This window comes from Paraburkholderia bonniea (assembly GCF_009455625.1).
Taxonomy (GTDB): domain Bacteria; phylum Pseudomonadota; class Gammaproteobacteria; order Burkholderiales; family Burkholderiaceae; genus Paraburkholderia; species Paraburkholderia bonniea.
Genome location: NZ_QPEQ01000001.1, coordinates 2,400,550 through 2,425,878 on the forward strand (window position 1 = coordinate 2,400,550; position 25,329 = coordinate 2,425,878).

The following is a 25,329-nucleotide window of genomic DNA, read 5'->3' on the forward strand; positions in this document are numbered from 1 at the left end:
GCCGTTGTTGCTGCTGCCCTTCCGCTAGAATACAAAGCTAATTTCTCCAAAAATCACCATGCCCCGACGCATCATCCCGGTTGCCGACGTCAGCGCTGTCCCGCTTATCTCCGGGCCAGCGCACATCCCTAGCGGCACGCTGCATGACAGCTTGGCACGGCCTCTCCGGGACCTGCGCATCTCTATCACCGATCGCTGCAATTTCCGCTGCGTCTACTGCATGCCACGTGCGGTATTCGACAAAAACTACCCTTTCCTGCCCCATAGCGCGCTGCTGAGTTTCGAAGAAATCGAACGCCTCGCGCGCGCGTTCGTCAGCCATGGCGTCGAAAAAATCCGCCTGACAGGCGGCGAGCCGCTATTACGCAAAAATCTCGAATTCCTGGTCGAGCGCCTTGCGCGCCTGACGACCCCAACTGGCCGGCCACTTGACCTGACACTGACCACCAATGGCTCGTTACTGGCACGCAAGGCACGCAGCCTGAAAGATGCAGGCTTGACCCGGATCACGGTCAGCCTCGATGCCCTGGATGACCCGCTCTTTCGCCAGATGAACGACGCTGATTTCGCGCTGGACGATGTGCTCACAGGCATCGCTGCCGCCCAGTCGGCCGGGCTTGGGCCGCTCAAGGTCAATATGGTCGTCAAGCGCGGCACGAACGACAGCCAGATCCTGCCCATGGCCCGCTATTTCCGTGATTCCCCAGTGGTGCTGCGTTTTATCGAATACATGGATGTCGGCAGCTCCAACGGCTGGAACATGACGGAGGTGCTGCCCTCTGCTGAAGTCCTCGCACAGATTGCAGCGCACTATCCGCTCGTGCCGCTCGAAGCGCATAGCCTCGCTGAAACAGCCCAACGCTGGGGTTATGCCGATGGGGCGGGCGAGATCGGCGTGATCTCAAGTGTCACGCGCGCGTTTTGCGGCGGTTGCACCCGTGCCCGGCTGTCAACCGAAGGCAAGCTGTATTTGTGTCTGTTCGCCTCGTCAGGGCACGACTTGCGCGCCCTGGTACGGCGGCGAGACAGCGACGCCGAACTGACGAGCGCCATCGCGCAAATCTGGCAGGCCCGTGCCGATCAGTATTCGCAGTTGCGCGGCAGCCCATCGGGGCATGCAGTGGACGGCGCGCCGCCCGGCGAGCGGCGTATCGAGATGTCCTACATCGGCGGCTAATGTGACGCATGCCGTTACGCCCAGCATCAGCACCATCACCGGGCTCGTTCTCGCAGGCGGGCGTGGCACCCGGATGGGAGGAGTGGATAAAGGCCTGCAACAGCTCCATGGCGAGCCGCTCGCGGCCCACGTGCTCCAACGGCTCAAGCCGCAGGCCCACGCCCTGATCATCAACGCCAACCGTCATCTCGAGCTTTACCAGGCCCTTGGCACAACGTACGGTGCCAGTGTCGTCAGCGATACGCTGACCGGTTTTCCTGGCCCGTTAGCCGGGCTGCTGGCAGGCATGCGGGCGGCGACAACTCCGTTTGTCCTGTGCGCGCCCTGCGACACGCCGTTTTTGCCCGCCACGCTCGTCAGTTATCTAAGCCATGCGCTCGAAACTGCTCACGCCGATATCGCTACTGCCGTGACGCACGACCTCGACGGAAGAGCCTCACTGCATCCTGTCGTGGCACTTGTGCGCACCTCGCTGGCTGATGATCTGGCGGCGTTTCTCGCTACGGATCAGCGTCAGGTCCGCGCGTGGTACGCGCGCCACACGCTTGCGCAAGCCGTCTTTGCCGATGAGGCAGCGTTCTACAATGCCAACTCTTTGCAGGATCTCGCGCTGATCGAGCGCTCCTAAGCCACGGGCCACTGGCGTGTTTATGCTGTCTGCCACCGCCCCGCCACCACCGGCTCCTGCCCGGTCATGACCTGTCTGCCTTGATGACCACGCCCAACGACCTCCCCCGTTGCGTTACCCAGCACGACCCGCATGCGCTGTCTGTCAACGCCGCGCAAGCACTCGTGCGTGAATGGGCGATGCAGCCAGCGGCACTGGAAACCGAATCAGTGGCCCTGCACGATGCGCCTGGCCGTGTCCTCGCCCACGATCTGATCTCGCCGCTCAATCTCCCGGTGCATGACAATTCGGCGATGGATGGCTTCGCGTTCGCCAGTGCGGCGCTGCTCACGCCAGCTACGGCTACGGCCACCGCCACGCTGCTGGAGCTCGGCATCGCCGGCAAGGCACTGGCGGGCCATCCGTTCCGTGCTGCCGTTCCCGCGAACCAATGCGTGCGGATTACCACCGGTGCATGGCTGCCCGAGCACTGCGACACCGTGATTCCCCATGAACGGGTTGAAGAGGCTAATCACACCATCCGTTTTGCCGCCGACGCCGTGCGGCGTGGCGCAAATTGCCGCCGTGCAGGCGAAGACCTGGCCGCAGGCCAGGTCGCGCTGCGCGCGGGCCGAATCATACAAGCCGCGGACGTTGGCTTGCTAGCCTCGCTAGGGCTTGTCGAAGTCACGGTGCGGCGGCGCTTGCGCGTCGCTTTTTTTTCGACCGGCGACGAACTGCGCCAGCCTGGTGAGCCGCTGGATCCGGGCTGCGTCTACGACAGCAATCGTCCGATGCTTTTGGCGATGCTGCGCCGTCTGAATTGCACCGCACTCGATCTAGGAATCGTGCGTGATGAACCCGCCACACTTGAAGCCGCGTTGCGTAATGCCGCGAGCCAGGCCGATATCGTGCTGAGCTCAGGCGGCGTTTCGGCGGGCGAAGCCGATTTCACCCAGCGGCTGCTGCAAACGCTCGGTGACATGGCGTTCTGGGGCGTGGCAATCCGTCCGGGGCGGCCACTGACATTTGGCCGGATCTGGCCGGGGGAGCCCTCCGGCAATGCTCAGGCGGCACTGTTCTTTGGCCTGCCAGGCAACCCGGCTGCGATGATGGTGACGTTCTATTTATTCGTGCGTGAGGCGCTGCTGGCGCGCGCGGGTGCGCAACCTCAACCACTCAACCGGCTGCGCGCCCAAAGCCGTGAACCACTGCACAAGCGCGCTGGCCGCACCGAATATCTGCGTGGCGTGGCCAGATGCGACAGCGATGGCCAGTGGCAAGTGACCCCCACCCGTTCACAAAGTTCAGGGGCGCTTGGCAGCCTCACCGAGGCCAACTGTTTTATCGTGCTCGCCCCTGAGCAAACCAGCATTCAACCAGACGAAGCCGTCGAAATCCTGCTGTTCGACGGTCTCGTCTGACTGACGTTGTTCCTTTGACCCCATCCGCTTTAATTCAACCGACAGGTTTGACTGAGATGAAAAAACAAATCACGTTCATTGCACCTGGGCAAACGGCCAAAATACTCATCGTGTTCTACATGACCTTCAGCGTTCCGATGCTCCTGATCGCCGCTGCGGCGATTTTCATCGAATACGGCTCAGTGCCGTTCGGCAAGCTGATCAGCGCGTTGCTACTAAACGCGATTGTGGCTTTCGTGCTGCTGTGGATCGCCTGCCATATCTATAACTGGGTTGCGGCGCGCGTAGGCGGCATCGAAATTCATCTGTCTGACGTACCCGAAGAAGCCTGAGAAGCCTGAGAAGCCTGATGACCAGCACCCTGCGCCCGGCCACGCCTGCCGATATCAGCGCGATTTTTTCATTAATGGCCGAACTGGCCGCATTTGAAAATCTGCTGCACCTCTTCGTTGCAACCGAATCGGACCTGCATGACGCGCTCTTCGGCCCTCGGCCCGCCGCCGAAGTGCTGGTCGCGCAAACGGCTCAGGAGGTGGTCGGCTACGCGCTGTTTTTTCATAATTACTCGACCTTCGCAGGCCGGCGCGGTCTGTATCTGGAAGATCTCTACGTGCAACCGGCTCATCGCGGCGGTGGTCTCGGCGCGCAGATGTTGCGCCATCTGGCCGCGCTCGCGCTTGAGCGTCAATGCAGCCGTTTCGAATGGACTGTGCTCGACTGGAATGAGCCCGCGATTCGCTTCTACGAAAAAATGGGCGCGACCGTGTTGCCTGACTGGCGTGTCGTGCGTATCAGTGATGACGCGCTAGCCCAACTGGCTCACGGGTAGCCGCAGGGCCTCCTGCTCCCGCCCGCGCGATTTTCAGCTGTGATACAGCCGCTGCCCGTGAGCCAGCACAACACCAGCGCAGCACTTCAGGTCTCGTCAGCCTCCGCTGGCATTTCGCCTAGCAGGCCTGCCGCCTGCTCCCCTGGTAATGCTTCGACATCCCGCAGCTTGCGGTTCATCACGCGGGTTCGCACCTCGGCTTGTTCAATGGAGCGCGTCACGGTTTCCAGTTGCGAGCGGGTCCGCGCCAGCACATCACCAAACTTGCCGAACTCGGTTTTCACCGCCCCCAGCACTTGCCAGACCTCGCTTGAACGCTGTTCGATCGCCAGCGTGCGGAAACCCATTTGCAAACTATTGAGCAACGCGGTCAGCGTAGTCGGCCCGGCGATGGTCACGCGATAGTCCCGCTGCAGCATGTCGGTCAACCCTGGGCGGCGCAGGATCTCCGCGTAGAGACCTTCCGTGGGCAAAAAGAGCAGCGCGAAATCGGTCGTGTGCGGCGGTGCGATGTACTTTTCCGCAATCGTGCGTGCCTCCGCGCGAATCCGCGTTTCAAGCGCGCGGGATGCCTCTTCAACCGCCGCAGGATCAGCCCGCTCCTGGGCGTCAATCAGCCGCTCGTAGTCTTCGCGTGGAAACTTCGCGTCGATTGGCAGCCACACCGGCTGCGCCACGCCATCTTGCTCATGCCGCCCGGGCAGCTTGATCGCAAACTCGACGCGCTCGTTACTCTTTGGCACGGTCGCCACATTCTTCGCGTATTGCTCGACCGTCAGCACTTGCTCCAGCAACGCTTCTAGCTGCACCTCGCCCCACGTTCCACGGGTCTTGACGTTGCTCAGCACCTTCTTCAGATCACCCACGCCAGCCGCCAGCGTCTGCATCTCTCCCAACCCTCGATGCACCTGCTCCAGCCGCTCCGACACTTGCTTGAACGACTCGCCCAGGCGCTGCTCAAGCGTGGCATGCAGCTTCTCATCGACCGTGCGGCGCATTTCTTCGAGCTTCGATGAATTGTTCGCTTCGATGTCTTTCAGCCGCTGCTCGATGGTGGCGCGCACTTCGGCAAAACGCCGGTCGTTCGCTTCACCCAGTTGCACGAACTGCAATGTCAGCGTGTCGCCAAACCGTTTGAGTGTCGCCCCCTGTTCGTCGCGCGCTTGCTGGGCCTGCTGCTGCAGACTCTGGCGCACCGCTTCAAGCTGTTGTGCATTGGATTCGGTCAACCGCACCAGTTGCTGGCCAAAGCTGTCGATCTTGTTCGCCTGGACGCTACTCATGCTGCCGAACTGCGCCGCCAAAGTCTGCTGAAACTGGGCCACGCTGCCGCTAAGCTCCGTGCGTGAGAGGCGCGCGGTTTCCGTGATCTCGTGGCGTAATTCCCGCTCAAGCCGCTCGCCTGCGCGGGCCTGCGCTTCAGCCGTGGCACCAAGCTGCTCGCCCAGTTCGCCCAGACGCGCCTCGCTCTGCGTATGACGCGCGCCGCGCCACAATGCCAGCACGGCGAACAGCACGCCCAGTGCCAGCAACGCCACCACTACCAGCAAGCCCATCATCATGCTCGCGCCCTCCCGCTCACCTGCGGATTCACCGGGTTCGGTGGCCGTCCGGCGTTCGGGCCTTCGCCCAGCGCGGCAATCAGGTTGTCTGCGGCCAGATTGGCCATCGCGCGCCGGGTCGCCTCGGTAGCGCTGGCAATATGCGGCGTCAGCACGATATTCGGCACACTCAGCAACGCCGGGTTGAGCTGCGGCTCGCCTTCGAACACATCCAGTCCCGCAGCGGCAATCCGCTTGTGGCGCAACGCGTCGGCCAGCGCCGCGTCGTCGACAATGCCGCCCCGGGCGAGGTTGGTCAAAGTCGCGTTGGGCTTCATCAGCGCCAGTTCCGCCGCGCCAATCGCGTGATGGTTTTGCGGGGTATACGGCAGCACCAGCACAACGTGATCGGCGCGCTGCAGCAGCGCTTCCTTGCTCACGTAATGCGCGTTCAGTTCGGCTTCGATCGCAGGCGCGACGCGCGTGCGGTTGTGATACAGCACCTGCATGTTGAAGCCGCGCGCGCGCCGGGCCAGCGCTTGACCAATCCGGCCCATGCCGATGACCCCCAGCGTCGAGCCATGAATATCCGCGCCCAGAAAACCGTCGTAGGCCCATTTTTGCCAGTGGCCGCCGCGCAGCCAGTGTTCGGCTTCGGCCATGCGCCGCGCGGCCGCCATCATCAGCGCCCAGCCAAAATCGGCGGTTGATTCGTTCAGCACATCGGGGGTATTGGTGGCCAGCACATGAGCGGCATTGAATCCGTCCATGTCGAAATTGTTGTAGCCCACGGCCATATTCGCCACCACGCGCAAGCGTGGTGCGGCAGCCAGCATCGCGGCGCTCACGGTGTCGCCAGCGGTCAGCGCGCCGTCCTTGTCTGCCAGACGCTGGGTCAGCGCCTCTGCGCCAAGCACCTCGCCGGTATTCCAGTCCACCTCGAAGTACTGCCGCAGACGCTCAACCACATCAGGAAAGATCGGCCGGGCTATCAGGACTTTTTGCATCGCTTCGCTCCCAAAACGCAGCGGGGCGCATCACGCGCCCCGCTCAAACAGGTTAGACCGCTTTAAATGAACAGCCAGTGTGTGGCCAGAAACAGCGGAATCAACACCGCGCCCGACCAGGCCATATAGCCAAAGAAGCTCGGCATGCGAATGCCACGTGACTCAGCAATCGCTTTCACCATGAAATTAGGGGCGTTGCCGATATAAGTGTTCGCGCCCATAAACACCGCGCCCGCCGAAATCGCCACCAGGGTGCTAGCCCCCGTGGTCATCAGCGCTTGCGCGTTTCCGCCCGCCAGATGGAAAAACACCAGATAGGTTGGCGCGTTGTCGAGAAACGATGACAGCAGACCCGTCGCCCAGAAATACGCAGGATTGCTGGGGTTGCCAGAGGGGTCCGTCACCAGACGCGTGATGAGTGCGAACGCACCGGCTTCGCCCGCGCGCAAGATCATGATGACCGGCGCAATCGTGATGAAAATACCGGCGAACAGCTTGGCCACTTCCTCAATCGGGCCCCATGTGAACGCGTTGCCCTCACGCGCGGAACGCTGCGTCAGAACCAGCGACAACAGCGTCACGCCGATCAGCCCCACATCGCGCACCACGTTTTGCAGCGCGACGGAGGTGCCGTAGACCTCGAACGAAACCCCGGGTTTCCAGAACCCGCTCATCAGCACCAGCGCGATCGCGGCCCCCAGCAGCACGAAATTGATCTTGCCGTCGATGCCAAGCGCAGGGGTATCGGGTGTCGGGTCCAGAAAACGCGAGCCCTCTTCTTCGCGCCGGTGGAAATAATACGAATCAAGCGCATAAAACAGCACCAGCAGCACACCGCTGACGAACAGCATCGGCAGCGCGAGATGAACCGTGGTCCAGAAAAAACTGATGCCATTCAGAAACCCGAGGAATAGCGGCGGGTCGCCAATCGGTGACAGCGAGCCCCCCACATTGGCCACCAGGAAGATAAAGAACACCACCACGTGCACGACGTGTTTGCGGTTGTCGTTGGCGCGCAGCAGCGGGCGGATCAACAGCATCGCCGCGCCCGTCGTGCCCATGATGCTGGCGAGCACCGTGCCCAGCGCGAGCAGCGCCGTGTTGACGCGTGGCGTGCCATGCAGATTGCCGCGCACGCAGATGCCGCCGGCGACCGTATACAGCGCGGTCAGCAAGATGATGAATGGCAGGTACTCTTCGAGCATCGCGTGGATCAGCGTGCCTAGTGCCGGGCCCGCACCATACACCAGCGCGAATGGCAGCAAAAACGCCACGCCCCATGCCGCTGCGATCTTGCCGTAATGGTGATGCCACAGCGCCGGAGCAATCAGCGGAAACACCGCGATCGAGAGCAAAATCCCGGCAAATGGCACACCCCACCATGCCGATAACATCGCGCCATCAAGCGCCGCAGCGCTCGCCAGTTGAGGCCAGCACACGAGTGCCACGGCGAGCGCGATGCCCGCCCACGCGTCAGGTCGTTTCATCTTCACATCCTGTTGTTTTTCGGCGGTCTCCCGCCAGACAGTCAGACAGCCGCGCCGCACTCACGCGCCGCGCACCACAATCACATGAACCCGGTAAGGCCCATGGGCTCCCAGCACGATGGTCTGTTCGATATCGCCCGTGCGTGACGGGCCCGAGACAAAATTGACAGCACGCGGCAAATCACCTTGCTCGGCGCGGATCAGGCTGAACGCTTCTTCGTGCCCCGCGACAATCCGCGAAGCAGGCACGAGCGCCAGGTGAGTTTCTGGCAGCAAGGCCGCCGAAGCCCAAGTTTGGGGTCCAGAGAGTAGCACTAGCGTGCCGGTTTCGGCCGTCGCGCAGAAGCACCCGGTGATGCCAACCAGATCGCCATCTTCAGGCGGACGGAATTCGACGCTGAGACCCGCTTCATGCCATGGCAAATCCATCAGGGTTTGCCATGCGATGGCCCGCGTCGGCAGGCCCGCTTGCACCAGGTAGTGCTGGATGGCCGCCGGTGCTTCGCCCAGGGTATCGACGGCGGCAATCGTAGTGGACATCTTTTGCGCTTCGTCGCAAAAACGTTCCAGCAGATCGTCCGGCAATGTGGGGCGCGGACCAGCGGGATGGCGTGCCAGATAGTCGGCAACCTGTTCACGCTCAGCGTCAGAGGGTTGCGCCGCACGCCCCTGGGCGGCGCGAATGCGCGCCAGAATATTGCGCCGCGCGGTGGATGAATTCATAAGCCAAAACCTCGTGCCAAATCGTGCCAAAACCTGCCCGGAGGGCGCGAAACGAAAGATACCTATCACAATGACTTACCGCCGCCATCTGACGAGCAGCAGGATGAGGAACGCTGCCAAGCCTTTATGCGACGGGCTCCGCTGGCGTGGTGATGCCAAAAACCTGGCGCAGATAAGCCAGATACGCCTGGTCATCGCACATGTTTTTGCCCGGCGAATCGGACAGTTTCGCCACCGGCTGGCCGTTGCAGCGCACCATCTTGATGACGATCTGCAACGGCTGATAGCCGAGGTCGTTCGTCAGGTTCGTGCCCACGCCGAATGCGAGCTTGCAACGCCCGCGAAAACGCTCATAGAGCTGAATCACCTTCGGAATATCCAGCGCATCAGAAAACACCAGCACTTTGGTGCGCGGATCGCAGCGGTTCGCTTCGTAGTGGCTCAAAAGCCGCTCGCCCCAATCGAAAGGATCGCCGGAATCGTGCCGCGCGCCATCAAACAGCTTGCAAAAGTACATGTCGAAATCGCGCAAAAACGCCTGCATACCGTAGACATCCGATAACGCGATGCCAAGGTCGCCGCGATATTCCTTGGCCCACACCTCGAAGCCGAAAATCTGCGAATCGCGCAGCCGGGGGCCTAATGCCTGGCACGCCTGGAGATATTCGTGTGCCATCGTGCCCAGTGGCGTAAGGCCATGCTGCATCGCATAAAAAACATTGCTGGTGCCGGCAAACTGCTCGCCCAGCCCAGCCTTGAGCGTGCGAACCACTTCATCGTGCCAGCGCCGCGAAAAACGCCGGCGGGTGCCGTAATCGGCAATCTTGCAGTCAGCGAACTCAGGACGCGCGCCCAGCAGCGCAATTTTTTCCACGAGACGCTCACGCCCTTCGCTGTAATCCGGCTGTTGCTGCGTATGCCGGAAATACACCTCATTGACGATCGCCAGCAGCGGAATTTCAAACAGGATCGTATGCAGCCACGGCCCTTTGATATCAATCTCGATTTCGCCATTGCCTTTCGCCGATGGCGTAATCGACACTGCGGCTTCATTCAGGTGAAACAAGGCCAGAAAATCAATGAAATCGCTTTTGATAAAGCGCATGGCCCTGAGGTAATCGAGTTCTGCGGCGCTGAAGCGCAACTGGCATAGCTTGCGCACTTCGTCGCGGATTTCGCCGATATAGGGCACCAGATCAACGTTGGGAGTACGGCAACGGAAGCGATATTCAACATTCGCCGCGGGAAAATGATGCAGGACAACTTGCATCATCGTGAACTTGTACAAGTCGGTATCGAGCAGCGAAGTAATCATTATTAACGTGCAAGCTGACAGCGTAGAAGAGAAGGCGCGTCGCCCAGGCAATGCCGGGCGCACCTGATGCTGGCGCATGTTACCCGAATGCCGATGCCGGCCACAGCTACCGTCATGGCCACCTTATTAGCCAAAACATGGCCAAAACACAGCCATAACTCAGCCCAACGCAACCAGACGCACTGAAGCAATGTCTCTCATTAACTAATCACAAAACGATCTAAACCGGTCTGGGCGGGGGGCTGCCGGGGGCTGGGCGTTACGCTACAATAGCGCCTCTCGACGTTTTGCCCCTTCCCCCCGACACCGCATGCAGGAGCTGCCTGAATGACTCACGTTGTGACCGAAAGCTGCATCAAGTGCCGCTATACCGACTGCGTTGATGTTTGCCCGGTGGATTGCTTCCGCGAAGGCCCGAACTTCCTTGCCATCGACCCCGACGAATGCATCGACTGCGCCGTGTGCGTCGCCGAATGCCCGGTGAACGCGATTTACGCCGAAGAAGACGTGCCAGGCGACCAGCAGGATTTCATTGTGCTAAACGCCGATCTGGCCAAAGGCTGGCCAAGCATCACCAAGACCAAAGCCCCGCTGCCGGAAGCCGAAGAGTTCAAGGACGTCACCGCCAAGCTCGCACTGCTCGAACGTTAAACCCCAGGTTGCAATAAATGCAGCCGCAGCGCCCGGGGCCTTGACAGCTCCGATCGCATCCCCCTACAATCGCGTCTCTCTGCTGTTTCCGTTCCCCGATAGCTCAGTTGGTAGAGCGCCGGACTGTTAATCCGTAGGTCCCTGGTTCGAGCCCAGGTCGGGGAGCCAAAATTGCAATAGCCCGCTAAACGTATTCAACGTAACGGGCTTTTTTATGTAGAGAGCCGCTGCACCAGTTTCATTGTTGTTCCCCGATAGCTCAGTTGGTAGAGCGCCGGACTGTTAATCCGTAGGTCCCTGGTTCGAGCCCAGGTCGGGGAGCCAAAAATTCGAAGGCCCGCATTTTCATGCGGGCCTTTCTGTTTTGCGCGAGCACTTTCGCTGTGCTTTTGTTGTTTTTGTCTCCGTTTTTGTCACCGCCTTTGCCATTTTTGCCGCCCTGCTGCATCGGCCGATCTTGTTCAGCCGCAGTGCCAGCGCCGCTTCGCTGCACGCGCAATGCATCCTGAAAAACATCAGCGCTGGTATACGATGGCGCTTTTTCTCCGGGACCTCCGATGAAAACCACCCTGCTGCAACTACCGCTGGCCATCGCCGTCACGGCCCTGATGCTGCCGCTCGCACACAGTGAAGAGATCGCCAGCGTCAATACGAATTTCCGCGTCACCGGCTCAGACCGCGTCGTGGTCGAGGCTTACGATGATCCGCTGGTCGCAGGTGTGACCTGTTATGTCTCGCGCGCTCGCACCGGTGGCATCAAGGGCACGCTCGGACTGGCAGAAGATCCAACTGAAGCCTCGATTGCCTGCCGCCAGGTCGGCACGCTGCGCTTTAGCAGCCCGCTCAAGCAGCAAGCAGTGGTGTTCTCCGAGCGCATGTCGTTGATCTTCAAGGCGCTCCATGTGGTGCGCATCGTCGATGCCAAACGCAATACGCTCGTATATCTGACTTATAGCGACCGTGTCGTCACCGGCAGCGCGAAAAATAGTGTCACCGCCGTACCCGTTCCTGCTGAAACGCCCATTCCGCTGAAATAGCGCTGAGCACCGCAGTACTCACCGTTCACCGCGCACCGTTCACGCCTGACGTAGCACCTGCATCGCCGCTCACGCAGCGCATTCACTCATTTTTTGTTCAGGAATACCCCGTGCCGTCCACTTCCCCCGATCGCTGGCGCGAATTCACCGCAGGCGCACGCGATACGATCCCGATGCTCGTTGGTGCCGCACCGTTTGGCATGATCTTCGGCACCCTCGTCGCCTCGGGGCCGCTGCATCTATGGCAAGGGCAGTTGATGTCGCTCGCGGTATTCGCGGGCTCGGCTCAGTTCATCGCGCTCGGTCTGATCGCCAGTCATGCCAGCTTCGCCGTGATCCTCGCCACCACGCTGGTGATTAACCTGCGCCATGTGCTGTACAGCGCAACGCTCTCGCCTTATGTCGCACATTTGCCGATGCGCTGGCGCTGGGCCCTCGGCGGGCTGCTCACCGATGAGGTATTCGCCGTCGCCTGGGCTCACTACCGGCGGCATCCGCCTGGCCCGGTCAGCCCGTACTATTTCCTGGGCTCGGGCATCTCGATGTATCTCAACTGGCAAATCTGGACGCTCGCTGGCCTGCTGTTCGGGGCAGCGTTCCCGGGGCTGCAGTCACTCGGGCTGGATTTTGCCATGGTGGCCACCTTCATCGCCATTGTGGTGCCGCAACTCGTCGCCTTGCGCTATATCGCTGCCGCCAGCACGGCAGGTGCGCTGGCGTTCTTCTGGCAGGCGTGGCCGTACAAGCTCGGGCTGCTGGCTGCCGTGCTGGCAGGTGTGATCGTCGGCGTTGTGCTGTCCTGGCCACGCGCTACTCGTCCCGTCACGCCGGAGATCCCCTCATGAATTACGTCCTGTTGATTGCTGGCATGGCGCTCATCACCTGGCTAATTCGTGCAGCCGTGTTCGTGCTGGGCGAGCGGCTGGCGTTTCCCCCTCTGGTGCGCACGGCGCTCAGCTTTGTTCCGGTCACCGTGCTGACAGCGATCATCGTGCCGATGGTGGTGTCGCCGCATGGTGCGGGAGCTGAGCTGAACTGGCGCAATCCGCAACTGGTCGGTGCGCTGGCCGCGATGCTGGTGAGCGCCCTCACCCGCCGTCCGTTAGTCACGATTGCAGTTGGGCTCGCGGTGTTTTTCGCGTGGCAAGGCCTGGTGCTGCCGGTACTCAGTTGATAGCTGCGACATAACCGGATGTCTGCTGCAAGGCTGGCATCTGGCAGGCTCAAGTTTTTTCTGATCTGGCCGATATCCCATTGAAGTCAGCGCTTCGGGCCCGCAAGGCCCGAACTAGGGGGCGGGGCAGACATGCCGCGTGCAACGACCACCGGGAACAAGTTCATGGGCCAGATCACCCTGTCACTCAAAGACGAAATCATTACGTCGCTCCGCAAGGACTTCGAGGCTTTTGTGCGCGTCTCGCTCAAGCTCGATGCGCAATTCGCCACACCGTCGTTCGAAGATTTTCTGCGCGCCAAACTGCTGGATAACATGGTGCCGCTCACCGAGCATGCGGTGCAGCGCATGCTGCAAGGGGGCCACTATGCGTGGGCCAAGCGGACGCTCGACAAAGAATTCCCGGATATCGTCACGATCCTGATGCGCCAGGCAGGCGAGTTTGGCTTTGGCTTTGCCGCGCGCTCGGAGTGGACCCCTGAGATGCTCAGCCAGCACTGTCAGGAGTGGGCCGCGGCGATTGTCAATGAGGCGCAGGCGGAAGCCACGCTGATCGAACCGCTGGCGGCCCAGATCAAGCATTCCGTACAAGACATCCAGGCGCTGGAGGAAAGCATGCAAACCCCCGCCTGGCGGCTCTCGGAAGCGCTGCGCCAGCGCGTGTATGAAGCCCGCGTGGGATGCGAAACCAGCGTAGGCAGCACCGCCCGCGAAAAACTCGGGGAATTGCGCGGCCTGCTACGTCTGGGGGTGGCGCACGGCTTGTTCCAGAAGCAGGAAGCGCAGCAGGTGATGGAATATCTGCGGCTGCTCAAGCCCGAAATTTTTATCGAAGAGCCTTACGACATCTTCACGCGGCTGGCCGCGTGGCTACGGCAGTTATTCACCGCGCCGGCCCCGGCGAATCCGCGTTAGCGTGGAGCCTGATAGCGGGCTTCGGTCAGATGTGTGGCGTTTGCCCGAAAACGGGTCGTGGTGGCGATGCTGGTTGCGCACTGCATCGGCCTTGGCCCCGGCAAATCCGCACTAACGTGGAGCCTGATAGCGAGCCTCGGTCAGATGTGTGGCGTTTGCCCGTAAGCGGGTCGTGGTGGCGATGCTGGTTGCGCACTGCATCGGCCTTGGCCCCGGCAAATCCGCACTAGCGTGGAGCCTGATAGCGAGCCTCGGTCAGATACGTGTGGCGTTTGCCCGAAAACGGGTCGTGGTGGCGATGCCCGACACAGCCTGCAGCGGTTCAGCTTTTTGCTCCACCCTATGCCCGGCTTGCACAAAAATCTGCCCGGGCCGTCACCGGTCCCGGGCAGATTTTTTGCGGGCGCTCTTTCTGTGAGGATGAGCGCCCTAGTACCAGGCCAGCGGCTTATTGCACGCCAGGCGCTGACGGAGCAGGCATCTGGTCCGGTGCCTGCATCTGATCTTTCATCTCAGCTGTAGCGGCCTTTTTCTCGGTCTTGCGCTGCTTCTTCGCCTTGTTCACCTGCGCCTTGTATTTTTCTTTCGACGCATTCTTTGATGCGCGGTATTGCGCGTTGGCCTGGGCGTCAGCATTGCGTTTTTGCACAAGAGGGTCCGTTGAGCCTGGTGCGGTCAGCGGCTGTGGCGCGGGGGTGACGCCTGGTGTGCCAGGAGCCTGCATCGGTGCCATTGCGTCCGGAGCAGCGGCGGTCTGGGCGAAAGCGGCAGTGGTAGCCAGCACGGTCAGGGCAGTGCCAATCAGCAGCGAGCGAATCTGAGTCATGGGAAATCCTCTCTGTATGTTGTTGGACGCGGGCGGACTATCTGGCACCTACCGCATGCAGGCATACGTGCCTCGCCCGGTCAATGTAGGCCGCTGCGGTATGCAACGGGCCTTGTAGAGACTAGCCATTGGCCCGGGAAGTTCAGCGTCTGCACCAATCTGTTACTCAACGTTGCATTTCCTGACACGATGAAAAACGCCTGAAGCTCACCCCAAACCCGGCACAGGCTCGCCATTCAGGAGGCGTGGGCTTATGATGCGAACCCGCTCCCGGCTCTTCTTTCATGCAGTAACACACCATGCCTAACCTTCATTTCACGCTAACTGGCGATTACGTCGAACTACATAACCTGCTCAAGCTGACCGGTCTCGCTGACAGCGGCGGGTCAGCCAAGCTGCTGGTGGCAGCAGGTGAGGTCAAGGTCGATGGCCAAACCGAACGACGTAAAACCTGCAAGATCCGCACCGGCCAAGTCGTGCTGCTGGGCGATACCCGCATCGCGGTTCAGGAAGGCCCAGCGCCCAGTTGATTCGGTGGTTTGGCTCAGCGGTTTGACTCGGTGGTTTGACTCGGTGGTTTGACTCGGTGGTTTGACTCAGCGGTTTGACTCAGCGGTTTGACTCAGCGGTTTGACTCAGCGGTTTGACTCAGCGGTTTGACTCAGCGGTTTGACTCAGCGGTTTGACTCAGCGGTTTGGCTCAGCGGTTTGGCTCAGCGGTTTGGCTCAGCGGTTTGACTCAGCGGTTTGGCTCAGCGGTTTGGCTCAGCGGTTTGACTCAGCGGTTTGACTCAGCGGTTTGACTCAGCGGTTTGACTCGGTGGTTTGACTCAGCGGTTTGACTCAGCGGTTTGACTCAGCGGTTTGACTCAGCGGTTTGACTCGGTGGTTTGACTCAGCAGCCTTGACCCGGCGCTTCGGCCAACCGCACATGCAGCGACAGTGCCGCGCCGAAGCAAAAAGCGCTGCCAGCGCCGTTGATGGAATGCGGTGCGGCAGGGGCCGCACGCAGCACCGCTACCAGCGCCCCCCTCTGACGGCCCCTTCTCTCTTTGATTTGCACTTCTCCTTACCCGGCATCCAGCATGTCTCATACCCTCACTCGGCCTCCCACCTATGTGCGCCATGCAGTCGACACCACGCGGCTCGCAGCGCCGCTGGCCATCGCGCAACTGTCGCAGATGGCCATGGGCGTCACCGACACCATCCTGCTCGGCTCACTCGGCCCTGATGCCCTGGCAGCAGGCGGCCTGAGCGCGAATCTCTTTTTCGTCGTGGTCACGCTGCTGCAAGGCGTGTTGACCTCGGTCAGCGTCACGGTCTCGCATGCACGCGGCGCGCAGGCTGAAGGACGCGTGCCGCATATCTACTGGACCGGGCTGGTGCTGTCAGTGTTGCTGTCGATCCCCGCGTTCGCACTGCTGTCCTTCGCCACGCCGATTCTGCTGGCGTTGGGTGAGCCGCCACTGCTGGCGCACAACATCGGCGAATACTGCGCTGTGCTGCGCTGGGGCACGCTGGGCAGCCTGATCGGGATTGGCCTGATGCGCTCGTTTTTGCCCGCGATTGGGGCGGCAAAGCGCCTGCTGTGGGTTTCGCTCGCCGGGGTCGGGGTCAACGCGTTTCTGAACTATGGCCTGATCCATGGCAAGTTCGGCTTGCCGCACATGGGTTTCCTGGGCTCGGCGATGGCCACGATGATTACGATCTGGCTCACGGCGATCGTGCTGGTGGCCTGGCTGCATCTGCGGCCACGTTATCGTCATTACGTCACGGCGCAACGGCCCAGCATGCAAATGATGGGCGAGCTGTTCAGCCTCGGTTGGCCGGTCGCTATTACCTACGGCGTCGAAGCGCTGCTGTTTCTCGCCACTGGCCTGATGGTCGGATTGCTAGGCGAAACCTCGCTCGCCGCCCACCAGATCGTGCTGAACATCGCCTCAGTGGCCTTCATGGTGCCGCTCGCCATCGGCCAGGCGGCGAACGTGCGGGTGGGCTACTGGGCCGGCGCGGGCCAGCCTCTGGCGGCGCGCCATGCCGGATTTGTCGCCATCGGGCTTGGCGTGGCGTTCATGGGGCTCTCGGGCTTCGTGATGATCGTTGCGCCGCACACCATCGTCGGGCTCTATCTCAATCCTGACAAAGCGTCGAATGCGTCCACGATTGCGCTGGCCAATTCGTTGCTAGCCGTGGCTGCAATTTTCCAGATCGTCGACGGCGTGCAGACAGTCGCCTCGGGTTGCCTGCGTGGCTTGAAAGACACCCGGGTGCCGATGCTCGCGGCGACGCTCGGTTACTGGGGCATCGGCTTTCCCACCGGTTATCTGCTGGCGTTTCATTTCGGCTTGGGGCCGCGCGGGCTGTGGTGGGGGCTGGCGGCTGGTTTAGCCAGTGTCGCGCTGCTGATGACGGTGCGCTTTCATCGTAAAAGCCAGCGGCTGCTTCCGGTTGTAGCGGGGCGGTTGGGGTAGCGGTTGGGCTTGGGGCTTGGGCCTTGGGGCGCCTTGGGCCTTGGGCCTTGGGGCCTTGGGGCCCTGGGGGCCTTGGGGCCTTGGGGCCTTGGGGCCTTGGGGCCTTGGGGCCTTGGGGCCTTGGGGGCCTTGGGGCCTTGGGGCCTTGGGGCCTTGGGGCCTTGGGGCCTTGGGGCCCTGGGGGCCTGGGGGCCTGGGGGGCCTTGGGGCCTTGGCCTGAGCCTTGGCTTGGCCGCTACCATCGCCATCGCAAGCACAACAACAGCGGCCCAGCGACACCCTCCACACCGCTGCCAACACCCCCGGCCCCGCCCAGTCTGATTGCGCTACGCCTTCCCTATCTCTCGCGGCTTACCTCACGGCCATCGCGCCGCATCTCCCGCGCCACGTGCCCCTTTCGCCGCCATTCCCAGCACCGCCGCGCCACAGCCAACAACGCAGCGCCAGCACACGCGCCCTCCCCCGCTGTGCCCCGGTAGAATGCGCGCTGGCTCAAACGCTGGCCCCCGGTCACCGCGTCTCTGCGCCACACCGGTCACGCTTTTTCCCGCCTCCGCTTTTCCAAGGATCTTTCCCCATGCTTGCCCGGGTTACCCGTCTTTTTCCGCTGTGGGCCGTGCTCGTTTCGCTTGGCGCGTATTTTTCGCCCAGTTCGGTCACCGGCATCACACCGCATGTCACTACGCTCCTGACGCTCATCATGCTGGCGATGGGCGTGACGCTCTCGTTCGCTGATTTTCAGCGTGTCTTTACCCGGCCCGCGCCCGTCGCGGCTGGCATCGTGCTGCATTACCTCGTGATGCCGCTCGCTGCCTGGATCATCGCCAAAGCGCTACGCATGCCGCCTGAACTCACCGCTGGCATGGTGCTGGTCGGCAGTGTCGCCAGCGGCACGGCATCCAACGTCATCATCTATCTGGCGCGCGGCGACGTGGCGCTCTCCGTCACGATCAGCGCGCTCTCAACGCTCGTCGGGGTCTTCGCTACGCCGCTGCTGACGCGGCTCTATGTGGATGCGTCAATTGCCGTCGATGTGCGCGGCATGCTGCTGAGCATCCTGCAGATCGTGGCGCTGCCCATCGCGGCGGGCCTCGTCATCAATCATCTGTTTACCCGCCTGGTACGCAAGATCGAGCCCGTACTGCCACTGGTTTCGATGGTGGCAATCCTGTTGATTATTTCGGCGGTAGTGGGCGGCACGCAGCAGAGCATCGCCTCGGTTGGTCTGGTGGTCGCCGTCGGCGTGATCTTGCATAACGGCATTGGCCTGCTGAGCGGCTATTGGGGCGGACGTCTGCTTGGCTTCGACGAAGCGGTCTGCCGCACCCTGGCGATCGAAGTCGGTATGCAAAATTCCGGCCTCGCCGCCACGCTCGGCAAGCTGTATTTCACCCCGGTCGCCGCCCTGCCTGGCGCATTGTTCTCGGTCTGGCACAACCTGTCGGGCTCGCTGCTCGCCAGCCGCTGGTCCAGCCGCCCGGCGCAAGGTTCAACCCGGCCAGATGAGGCGGCGAAGGCCAACGACTCCTCTCGAACGCCAGCCGGATAAAGCAACTGGCGACCTCACCGGATGCCCGTCGTTAGCCGCTAGCCGTTAGCCACGAACCCCGCTAACCACTCACCTGCACCGGCCCCCAGCGGTGCGGCCACTCCGGCCGCACCGATTCACCTTAGAATGGCGCTCGTTGCCTCGTCTCGTTGCCACCGCTCACCGCGCCTGATTTTCCTTGCCACAGATTCCACAGCTTCTGCCTCACACCGTTACCTCAAGGCGGCGCGTTCTGGCCGACCGAAGTCCCTTCTGAAGGAGAACCTTCCGCATGCCGGTGTTTCGCTGCTTCACCCTGCGCGCCGCTGTGCGCTCCTCCGAGCAACACCTCACACCGGCATGCGTGATCTGGCTTGGCACCCTTGTGCTGCTGCTGAGCGCCTGTGCCAGCCGCCCCCCGGCCAGCGCCTTCGAGCGCTCCGTCACACACGCGCTGTCCACTGCCGCCGCGAACGCCACGCCATTAGGGCGCGCGCTCTCCGCCCCTGAAGCCGCGCATCCCGCCCAGTCGGGTTTCCGCTTGCTGTCCAACGGTGCCGAAGCCTTGCAGATGCGCATTGCGCTAGCCCGTGCCGCGACCCAGACGCTCGATTTGCAGTACTACATCGCCAACGAAGACACCACCGGCAAGCTGCTGCTCGGCACCGCGCTGTATGCCGCAGATCAGGGCGTGCGAGTGCGGATGCTGGTAGATGACCTGAACTTCAAGGACATCGGCCGCGTGATGGCCGCACTCAACTCGCATCCCAACATCGAGATTCGTGTCTTCAATCCGTTTGGCAGCCGGCAGCACAGCATGCTCGAACGGACTACCAATCTCTTCACCCAGATCGACGCCTTCACGCGCCGGATGCACAACAAGGCGATGATCGCGGACAACCAGTTGTCGATTGTCGGTGGGCGCAATCTGGGGGATCAGTACTTCAGCGCAAGCGAAACCCTGCAGTTCCGCGATCTCGATGTCCTGGCGGCAGGGCCGGTCACTGCGCTGGTGTCAGCCAGCTTTGACGACTACTGGAACAGCAGCGGCGCTTATCCGTTACGCGCGCTCAACCGGCAAAACTTCAGCCCCGCTGAAATCAACGCGATGCGCGACGAGCTGCGCCGCCACTGGCGTCTTTACGCGGAGCCCTATAACGCCAAGCCGCTGAACGCCACCCCGCTCGCGGCGCAGATCAGCCGTGACGAACTCGGCCTGGTGTGGGCCCGTGCCGAATTCAAAGTCGATTCGCCCGACAAGATCAATCGTCCTGACACGCAGTACGTCAGCCCGCCGATGCACCGCCTGGCCGAACTGGTGCAAAGTGCGCAGCGCGAGTTTCTGATCACCTCGCCGTATTTCGTCCCGCACGACGCAGGCGTCGAGCTGCTCGGGGCGCTAAGGGCGCGCGGCGCACGCGTCGCTATCCTGACGAATTCGCTGGCAGCCACCGATGCCGTCGCGGTCCAGGCGGGCTACAGCCCCTACCGCGTGCCGCTGCTCCAGCGCGGCATCGAACTCTACGAATTCAAGCCGCTGCAACGGCGCGGCCGGGCCAGGATGACCGGCTCCAGTTCTCGCGCCAGCTTGCATGCCAAAACCTATGTGATCGACCGGGAGATCCTGGTGATCGGTTCGATGAATCTCGATCCACGCTCGGCCTATCTGAATACCGAACTCGTGCTGGTGATCCACAGCCCGGTGCTGGCCACCGAAGTCGCGCGCCTGTTCGAAGCGGCCACGGCCCCGGAAGTCAGCTATCGCGTCACCCTCGCCACGCCGGAAGAGCTCGCGCAGCAACGCCATGGCGCGACCCGCTCGCCGCTGGTCTGGAGCGACGAAGAAGACGGCCAGATACGCCGCTACAACCTCGATCCGCAAGCGGGCTTTTACCGCAACCTGCTAACCGGGCTGTTCCTGCTGCTACCGGTCAATTCGCAGCTCTAACGCACACCGCACGCCGCCCGCCCCCTCCACCCACTCACCGGAGCCCACGCATGACTCAAGACACCCGTATGGAACGCGACACATTCGGCGAAATTGCCGTGCCGAATCACCGCTTGTGGGGCGCTCAAACCCAGCGCTCGCTGCAAAACTTCCGCATCTCCAGCGAGAAGCAAGCACCCGAATTAATCCACGCGCTAGCGCTCATCAAGCGGGCCGCCGCTGAGGTCAATCAGGCGCTCGGGGTACTCGACCCTGACAAAGCGCAGGCCATCATCCAGGCCGCGGACGAGATCACCGCTGGCCAGCATCCCGACGAATTCCCGCTGGCCGTCTGGCAAACCGGCTCTGGCACGCAGAGCAACATGAATCTCAACGAGGTGCTGGCGAACCGCGCCAGCGAGTTGCTGGGCGGCGTGCGCGGCGAAGCGCGCCGGGTGCATCCGAACGACGACGTGAATCGCGGCCAGTCTTCCAACGATGTGTTCCCAACCGCGATGCATCTCGCCGCCGCGCAAGGCATCGTGACGACGCTGCTGCCCGCGCTCGCACTGCTGCGCGACACGCTGGCGCGCAAAGCCCAGGCTTTCACTGACATCGTGAAAATCGGCCGCACCCATTTGCAGGATGCAACCCCGCTCACTCTGGGCCAGGAATTCTCGGGCTATGTCGCCCAACTGGAGCACGGCATGCGTCACCTCGAAGCGACGCTGCCGCATCTATATGAACTGGCTCAGGGCGGCACGGCCGTGGGCACTGGGCTGAATGCGCATCCGCAGTTCGCCAGCCAGGTCGCGGCGGCGCTCAGCCGCCTGAGCGGCCTGCCGTTTGTCTCCGCGCCGAACAAGTTCGAAGTGATGGCCGCAGCCGATGCGCTGGTTTTCGCCCATGGCGCGCTCAAAACGGTCGCGGCCAGTTTGATGAAAATCGCCAACGACATCCGCTGGCTCGCCAGTGGCCCACGTTGCGGGCTGGGTGAGCTCGCCATTCCAGAAAACGAGCCAGGCAGCTCAATCATGCCAGGCAAGGTCAACCCCACCCAGTCAGAAGCGCTGACGATGCTGTGCTGCCAGGTCTTTGGCAACGACGTCGCGGTGAATATTGGCGGGGCCAGCGGCAACTTCGAGCTGAACGTGTTCCGCCCGATGATCGCGCACAACGTGCTGCAATCTATCCGGCTGCTGGCGGATGGCGCGCGCAGCTTCAATGACCATTGCGCAATCGGGATTGAACCGAACCGGGAGCGCATCGACACGCTGCTGAATGAATCGTTGATGCTGGTGACCGCGCTCAACCCGCATATCGGCTACGACAAGGCCGCGCAAATCGCCAAGCATGCGCACAAGCAAGGCAGCACGCTTAAACAGGCGGCACTGGCGCTGGGGTTTGTGACGGAGGCGCAGTTCGACGCATGGGTCCGGCCGCACGAGATGGTCGGAGATGCAAGGCTCGCCGCCAGCAAGGCGAAGTAACGCGAAGTAAAGCAGGCGCTAGAAGGGAAAGAAAACGTGGCGTTATAGAAAAGGGAGCGGTCCATTCATTCACAACGAATGAATGGACCGCTCCCTTTTCGCTGCGCTACCGGCTGTCAGGCTTGCTTCACGTTCACGAACTGGTTCAGTTATTGCCCACTGCATCCAGCAAACGCCTGAGCGTCGCCAAACGCGTCCCGAGCAGATCATTGCGGGTATCGCGCTCGACCAGTCTTCCCGTCACGTCGAGATACCGTGCCCATGCCCGCTGGGCCCGGTCCAGCACCGGACGCGAGGCCGCAGGCAATTCCAGGCGCAGTTTGTGCAAGCTGCGTTTGACGTCCGCGCTCGCACGCCTGCAACTCGCATCCGCCGAACACGCGCGATAGCGCGGCCGGGTGTCGCTGGCCAGCGCCGCGCGGCGCAACAGCAGCGCCCGCTCACGCACCGGTTGCAACTGCATGTCCGCCGCCTGCAGCCGGTACACCGTGCCCTGGGTCGTAGCGAACACCGCGCCCAGCATCGGGGTTTCGGCGTCACGCCAGGCCTGCCAGCGCCGCTGGCTCTCGTCCCAGCCGCGCCGCCGGGTGGCAGGCAGCTTCGCCAGCAATTGCTGGTGCGCCTGATCGAGCGCCGTCTGCCAGCCCGCCTGCGCCATCTCCATGCACTGCACCTGCCCCATGGTCGAGGAGCGGTCCGCACGCGCGAGACAAGCCCGCATCGCGCTATCAATCGGGTCAGCAGCCGCAACTTCAGCCCGGGCGGCACCCGGGCTGAGCAGCGCCGCCCATGCCAGCAGCGGCACCAGCAGCATCGCAACGCGGCTCCAGGTCATGCGCTGCATCAGAGCCGCACACAATCGACAAAGTATTCGACCCGGCCATCAACCCGCTCGGCCACCAGCCCGTGGATATCCGTATGGAACCCGGGGAAGCTCTCATTAAACTCGCGCGCGAAACGCAAGTAGTTGACGATGGTCCGGTTAAAACGCTCACCGGGAATCAGCAGCGGAATGCCTGGCGGATACGGCGTCAGCAAAATCGAGGTCACGCGGCCTTCAAGCTCATCAATCGGCACCCGGTCGATCTCGCGGTGCGCCAGCTTGGCAAAGGCATCCGACGGTTTCATCGCGGGCTCCATGCTGGAGAGATACATCTCGGTCGTCATGCGGGCGATGTCGTTGGCACGATAGACGCTATGAATCTGCGCGCACAGATCGCGCAAACCCACCCGCTCATAAGCCGGATGCTGGGCCACGAAATCGGGCAGCACGCGCCACAACGGCTGGTTGTTGTCGTAGTCGTCCTTGAACTGCTGCAGCTCGGTCACCATCGAGTTCCAGCGCCCTTTGGTGATGCCAATCGTGAACATGATGAAAAACGAGTACAGCCCGGTTTTCTCCACGATGATCCCGTGCTCCGCCAGATACTTCGTGACGATCGCCGCCGGAATGCCGGTTTCACCAAAGCCGCCGTCCATATCCAGACCCGGCGTGACGATCGTCGCCTTGATCGGGTCGAGCATATTGAAACCCTCGGCCAGCGCGCCAAAACCGTGCCAGTGGTCATTCGGGCGCAAGATCCAGTCTTCGCGCGAGCCGATGCCCTCTTCGGTGAGTTCGTCTGGGCCCCAGACCTTGAAGAACCATTCGTCGCCATATTCGGCATCGACCTTGCGCATGGCCCGGCGGAAATCTAATGCTTCGGCAATGGATTCTTCGACCAGCGCCGTGCCGCCAGGCGGCTCCATCATGGCGGCGGCGACGTCGCACGACGCGATGATCGCGTACTGCGGGCTGGTGGAGGTATGCATCAGATACGCCTCATTGAAACGATGGCGATCGAACACCCTGTTCTCGGAGTCCTGCACAACGATTTGCGAGGCCTGCGAAATACCGGCCAGCAGCTTGTGCGTCGAGTGGGTCGCAAACACCAGCGCGCCGGTGCGCGGACGGCCCGCGCCAATCGCGTGCATGTCCTGGTAAAACGGATGGAACTCGGCATGCGGCAGCCACGCTTCGTCGAAATGCAGCGTGTCGAGCAGGTCGCCCAGCAAGTCCTTGATCATTTCGACGTTGTAGACCACGCCGTCGTAAGTGCTTTGCGTAATGGTCAGAATGCGCGGCTTGAGGTTGGGGTTTTGTGCCAGCGCCTCGCGCGCGAACGGATTGGCTTCGATTTTCTTGCGGATGTTTTCAGGCTTGAATTCGTCGCGCGGAATCGGGCCGATGATGCCGAAATTATTACGCGTGGGCGTCAAAAACACCGGGATCGAGCCGGTCATCGTGATCGCATGCAGGATCGACTTGTGACAGTTGCGGTCCACCAGCACGATGTCGCCAGGCGCGACGGTCGCATGCCAGACGATCTTGTTCGATGTCGACGTGCCGTTCGTGACAAAAAACAGGTGATCGGCATTGAAAATACGTGCCGCGTTGCGCTCCGATGCCGCCACGGGCCCGGTGTGGTCGAGCAACTGGCCCAGTTCATCGACCGCATTGCAGACATCGGCGCGCAGCATGTTCTCGCCGAAGAACTGATGGAACATCTGCCCCAGCGGGCTCTTCAAAAATGCCACGCCCCCCGAATGCCCCGGGCAATGCCACGAGTAAGAACCCTCTTCGGCGTACTGCACCAGCTCCTTGAAAAACGGCGGCGCGAGCGAATCGAGATACACCTTCGCCTCGCGGATGATGTGACGCGCGACGAACTCCGGCGTGTCTTCGAACATATGAATGAAGCCATGCAGCTCACGCAGGATGTCGTTTGGCAAATGCCGCGAGGTGCGCGTTTCGCCGTACAGGAAGATCGGGATATCCGCATTGCGCCGCCGCACTTCCGCGACAAACGCCCGCAGCGCGATGATCGCGGCAGCCAGCTCCGGCGTCTCGCCTTCGGCCACCGCGCTGATGTAGGGCAGCACCTCATCGTCATCGAGCGACAGGATGAAGCACGACGCGCGGCTTGACTGCTGCGCAAACGAAGTCAGGTCGCCATAGCTCGTCAACCCGAGCACTTCCACACCTTCTTTCTCGATAGCCTCGGCGAGCGCGCGAATGCCGGAACCCGAGATATTCTCGGAGCGAAAATCTTCGTCGATGATGACGACAGGAAAACGAAACTTCATTGTGCTTCTCCAAAAAAACAACCGCTGTCTCGTGAAATTCAGCGGTTATTTGGCCAGCCCCGTTCGAGGTCTGG

23 protein-coding genes and 2 tRNA genes are annotated in these 25,329 nt (G+C 62.0%); 17 read left to right on the plus strand and 8 right to left on the minus strand.

Annotated elements, in window-relative coordinates:
- Positions 1–58: 58 nt before the first annotated feature.
- The 5 genes from moaA to GH656_RS10600 all read left to right on the plus strand — a co-directional run bounded on the left by moaA (position 59) and on the right by GH656_RS10600 (position 4,037).
- On the plus strand, positions 59–1,177 hold the full coding sequence (gene moaA / locus GH656_RS10580; protein ID WP_153075844.1) for a GTP 3',8-cyclase MoaA: 1,119 nt from the start codon (positions 59–61) through the stop codon (positions 1,175–1,177).
- A gap of 73 nt (positions 1,178–1,250) precedes the next feature.
- Positions 1,251–1,805: a molybdenum cofactor guanylyltransferase MobA gene (mobA, locus tag GH656_RS10585; protein WP_246184302.1), complete on the plus strand. Its 555-nt coding sequence runs from the start codon at positions 1,251–1,253 to the stop codon at positions 1,803–1,805.
- Between the two features lie 83 nt (positions 1,806–1,888).
- Complete coding sequence (moeA, locus tag GH656_RS10590) at positions 1,889–3,208, plus strand: molybdopterin molybdotransferase MoeA (protein ID WP_153075846.1); 1,320 nt, start codon at positions 1,889–1,891, stop codon at positions 3,206–3,208.
- A gap of 56 nt (positions 3,209–3,264) precedes the next feature.
- Positions 3,265–3,540 (plus strand): DUF3566 domain-containing protein, encoded by a 276-nt coding sequence (locus GH656_RS10595; RefSeq protein WP_153075847.1) that lies wholly within the window; start codon positions 3,265–3,267, stop codon positions 3,538–3,540.
- A gap of 17 nt (positions 3,541–3,557) precedes the next feature.
- Positions 3,558–4,037, plus strand: coding sequence for a GNAT family N-acetyltransferase (locus GH656_RS10600; RefSeq protein ID WP_153075848.1), 480 nt, complete (start codon positions 3,558–3,560; stop codon positions 4,035–4,037).
- 86 nt (positions 4,038–4,123) lie between these two features.
- On the opposite strand, the gene GH656_RS10605 is transcribed toward GH656_RS10600, so the two are convergent.
- The 5 genes from GH656_RS10605 to pncB form a co-directional block, all read right to left on the minus strand.
- A complete protein-coding gene (locus GH656_RS10605) occupies positions 4,124–5,599 on the minus strand; it encodes a DNA recombination protein RmuC (protein WP_153075849.1) in 1,476 nt (491 codons plus the stop codon).
- A complete protein-coding gene (locus GH656_RS10610) occupies positions 5,596–6,585 on the minus strand; it encodes a 2-hydroxyacid dehydrogenase (RefSeq protein ID WP_153075850.1) in 990 nt (329 codons plus the stop codon). The genes GH656_RS10605 and GH656_RS10610 overlap by 4 nt, the downstream gene beginning before the upstream one ends.
- 62 nt (positions 6,586–6,647) lie before the next feature.
- Positions 6,648–8,072 carry a sodium:proton antiporter gene (locus GH656_RS10615; protein WP_153075851.1) on the minus strand — a complete coding sequence of 475 codons (1,425 nt, stop codon included), beginning with the start codon at positions 8,070–8,072 and terminating at the stop codon, positions 6,648–6,650.
- Positions 8,073–8,132: 60 nt separating this feature from the next.
- Positions 8,133–8,795, minus strand: coding sequence for a LutC/YkgG family protein (locus tag GH656_RS10620; RefSeq protein WP_153075852.1), 663 nt, complete (start codon positions 8,793–8,795; stop codon positions 8,133–8,135).
- Between the two features lie 124 nt (positions 8,796–8,919).
- Positions 8,920–10,113 carry a nicotinate phosphoribosyltransferase gene (gene pncB / locus GH656_RS10625; protein WP_153076639.1) on the minus strand — a complete coding sequence of 398 codons (1,194 nt, stop codon included), beginning with the start codon at positions 10,111–10,113 and terminating at the stop codon, positions 8,920–8,922.
- A 324-nt stretch (positions 10,114–10,437) separates the two neighbouring features.
- On the opposite strand from pncB, the gene fdxA reads away from it, so the two are divergent.
- From fdxA to GH656_RS10660, 7 genes are all read left to right on the plus strand, one after another.
- Entirely contained in the window at positions 10,438–10,761 is a 324-nt protein-coding gene (fdxA, locus tag GH656_RS10630) for a ferredoxin FdxA (protein ID WP_153075853.1), read from the plus strand.
- A 92-nt stretch (positions 10,762–10,853) separates the two neighbouring features.
- Positions 10,854–10,929: transfer RNA gene (locus GH656_RS10635), tRNA-Asn, on the plus strand.
- An 80-nt stretch (positions 10,930–11,009) separates the two neighbouring features.
- Positions 11,010–11,085 (plus strand) — tRNA-Asn (locus GH656_RS10640).
- A gap of 284 nt (positions 11,086–11,369) precedes the next feature.
- Positions 11,370–11,798 carry a CreA family protein gene (locus GH656_RS10645; RefSeq protein ID WP_425495877.1) on the plus strand — a complete coding sequence of 143 codons (429 nt, stop codon included), beginning with the start codon at positions 11,370–11,372 and terminating at the stop codon, positions 11,796–11,798.
- Positions 11,799–11,971: 173 nt separating this feature from the next.
- On the plus strand, positions 11,972–12,643 hold the full coding sequence (locus GH656_RS10650) for an AzlC family ABC transporter permease (protein WP_153076640.1): 672 nt from the start codon (positions 11,972–11,974) through the stop codon (positions 12,641–12,643).
- Complete coding sequence (locus GH656_RS10655; RefSeq protein ID WP_153075855.1) at positions 12,640–12,972, plus strand: AzlD domain-containing protein; 333 nt, start codon at positions 12,640–12,642, stop codon at positions 12,970–12,972. The genes GH656_RS10650 and GH656_RS10655 overlap by 4 nt, the downstream gene beginning before the upstream one ends.
- Before the next feature lie 165 nt (positions 12,973–13,137).
- Entirely contained in the window at positions 13,138–13,887 is a 750-nt protein-coding gene (locus GH656_RS10660; protein WP_153076641.1) for a DUF4088 family protein, read from the plus strand.
- 448 nt (positions 13,888–14,335) lie between these two features.
- Here GH656_RS10660 and GH656_RS10665 read toward each other — a convergent pair whose 3' ends face one another.
- Complete coding sequence (locus tag GH656_RS10665; protein WP_153075856.1) at positions 14,336–14,713, minus strand: hypothetical protein; 378 nt, start codon at positions 14,711–14,713, stop codon at positions 14,336–14,338.
- A 299-nt stretch (positions 14,714–15,012) separates the two neighbouring features.
- Between GH656_RS10665 and GH656_RS10670 the strand changes: the two genes are divergently transcribed.
- The 5 genes from GH656_RS10670 to fumC all read left to right on the plus strand — a co-directional run bounded on the left by GH656_RS10670 (position 15,013) and on the right by fumC (position 22,129).
- Positions 15,013–15,243 carry an RNA-binding S4 domain-containing protein gene (locus tag GH656_RS10670; protein ID WP_153075857.1) on the plus strand — a complete coding sequence of 77 codons (231 nt, stop codon included), beginning with the start codon at positions 15,013–15,015 and terminating at the stop codon, positions 15,241–15,243.
- Positions 15,244–15,798: 555 nt separating this feature from the next.
- Positions 15,799–17,184 carry an MATE family efflux transporter gene (locus GH656_RS10675; protein ID WP_153075858.1) on the plus strand — a complete coding sequence of 462 codons (1,386 nt, stop codon included), beginning with the start codon at positions 15,799–15,801 and terminating at the stop codon, positions 17,182–17,184.
- 577 nt (positions 17,185–17,761) lie between these two features.
- A complete protein-coding gene (gene panS / locus GH656_RS10680; RefSeq protein ID WP_153075859.1) occupies positions 17,762–18,733 on the plus strand; it encodes a ketopantoate/pantoate/pantothenate transporter PanS in 972 nt (323 codons plus the stop codon).
- A 271-nt stretch (positions 18,734–19,004) separates the two neighbouring features.
- Positions 19,005–20,660, plus strand: coding sequence for a phospholipase D family protein (locus GH656_RS10685; protein WP_153075860.1), 1,656 nt, complete (start codon positions 19,005–19,007; stop codon positions 20,658–20,660).
- 50 nt (positions 20,661–20,710) lie between these two features.
- A complete protein-coding gene (gene fumC / locus GH656_RS10690) occupies positions 20,711–22,129 on the plus strand; it encodes a class II fumarate hydratase (protein ID WP_153075861.1) in 1,419 nt (472 codons plus the stop codon).
- 145 nt (positions 22,130–22,274) lie between these two features.
- Here the strand turns inward: fumC and GH656_RS10695 are convergent, their stop codons facing one another.
- Both GH656_RS10695 and GH656_RS10700 read right to left on the minus strand, forming a co-directional pair.
- A complete protein-coding gene (locus tag GH656_RS10695) occupies positions 22,275–22,964 on the minus strand; it encodes a lysozyme inhibitor LprI family protein (RefSeq protein WP_246184247.1) in 690 nt (229 codons plus the stop codon).
- 8 nt (positions 22,965–22,972) lie between these two features.
- On the minus strand, positions 22,973–25,255 hold the full coding sequence (locus GH656_RS10700) for an arginine/lysine/ornithine decarboxylase (protein ID WP_153075862.1): 2,283 nt from the start codon (positions 25,253–25,255) through the stop codon (positions 22,973–22,975).
- Positions 25,256–25,329: the final 74 nt, after the last annotated feature.

Excerpts from the sequence above, each read along its gene's own strand:
- moaA (WP_153075844.1), top strand. The coding sequence starts at position 59 with ATGCCCCGACGCATCATCCCGGTTGCCGACGTCAGCGCTGTCCCGCTT.
- mobA (WP_246184302.1), top strand. The coding sequence starts at position 1,251 with ATGGGAGGAGTGGATAAAGGCCTGCAACAGCTCCATGGCGAGCCGCTC.
- moeA (WP_153075846.1), top strand. The coding sequence starts at position 1,889 with ATGACCACGCCCAACGACCTCCCCCGTTGCGTTACCCAGCACGACCCG.
- GH656_RS10595 (WP_153075847.1), top strand. The coding sequence starts at position 3,265 with ATGAAAAAACAAATCACGTTCATTGCACCTGGGCAAACGGCCAAAATA.
- GH656_RS10600 (WP_153075848.1), top strand. The coding sequence starts at position 3,558 with ATGACCAGCACCCTGCGCCCGGCCACGCCTGCCGATATCAGCGCGATT.
- GH656_RS10605 (WP_153075849.1), bottom strand. The coding sequence starts at position 5,599 with ATGATGATGGGCTTGCTGGTAGTGGTGGCGTTGCTGGCACTGGGCGTG.
- GH656_RS10610 (WP_153075850.1), bottom strand. The coding sequence starts at position 6,585 with ATGCAAAAAGTCCTGATAGCCCGGCCGATCTTTCCTGATGTGGTTGAG.
- GH656_RS10615 (WP_153075851.1), bottom strand. The coding sequence starts at position 8,072 with ATGAAACGACCTGACGCGTGGGCGGGCATCGCGCTCGCCGTGGCACTC.
- GH656_RS10620 (WP_153075852.1), bottom strand. The coding sequence starts at position 8,795 with ATGAATTCATCCACCGCGCGGCGCAATATTCTGGCGCGCATTCGCGCC.
- fdxA (WP_153075853.1), top strand. The coding sequence starts at position 10,438 with ATGACTCACGTTGTGACCGAAAGCTGCATCAAGTGCCGCTATACCGAC.
- GH656_RS10645 (WP_425495877.1), top strand. The coding sequence starts at position 11,370 with ATGCTGCCGCTCGCACACAGTGAAGAGATCGCCAGCGTCAATACGAAT.
- GH656_RS10650 (WP_153076640.1), top strand. The coding sequence starts at position 11,972 with ATGCTCGTTGGTGCCGCACCGTTTGGCATGATCTTCGGCACCCTCGTC.
- GH656_RS10655 (WP_153075855.1), top strand. The coding sequence starts at position 12,640 with ATGAATTACGTCCTGTTGATTGCTGGCATGGCGCTCATCACCTGGCTA.
- GH656_RS10660 (WP_153076641.1), top strand. The coding sequence starts at position 13,138 with ATGGGCCAGATCACCCTGTCACTCAAAGACGAAATCATTACGTCGCTC.
- GH656_RS10665 (WP_153075856.1), bottom strand. The coding sequence starts at position 14,713 with ATGACTCAGATTCGCTCGCTGCTGATTGGCACTGCCCTGACCGTGCTG.
- GH656_RS10670 (WP_153075857.1), top strand. The coding sequence starts at position 15,013 with ATGCCTAACCTTCATTTCACGCTAACTGGCGATTACGTCGAACTACAT.
- GH656_RS10675 (WP_153075858.1), top strand. The coding sequence starts at position 15,799 with ATGTCTCATACCCTCACTCGGCCTCCCACCTATGTGCGCCATGCAGTC.
- panS (WP_153075859.1), top strand. The coding sequence starts at position 17,762 with ATGCTTGCCCGGGTTACCCGTCTTTTTCCGCTGTGGGCCGTGCTCGTT.
- GH656_RS10685 (WP_153075860.1), top strand. The coding sequence starts at position 19,005 with ATGCCGGTGTTTCGCTGCTTCACCCTGCGCGCCGCTGTGCGCTCCTCC.
- fumC (WP_153075861.1), top strand. The coding sequence starts at position 20,711 with ATGACTCAAGACACCCGTATGGAACGCGACACATTCGGCGAAATTGCC.
- GH656_RS10695 (WP_246184247.1), bottom strand. The coding sequence starts at position 22,964 with ATGACCTGGAGCCGCGTTGCGATGCTGCTGGTGCCGCTGCTGGCATGG.
- GH656_RS10700 (WP_153075862.1), bottom strand. The coding sequence starts at position 25,255 with ATGAAGTTTCGTTTTCCTGTCGTCATCATCGACGAAGATTTTCGCTCC.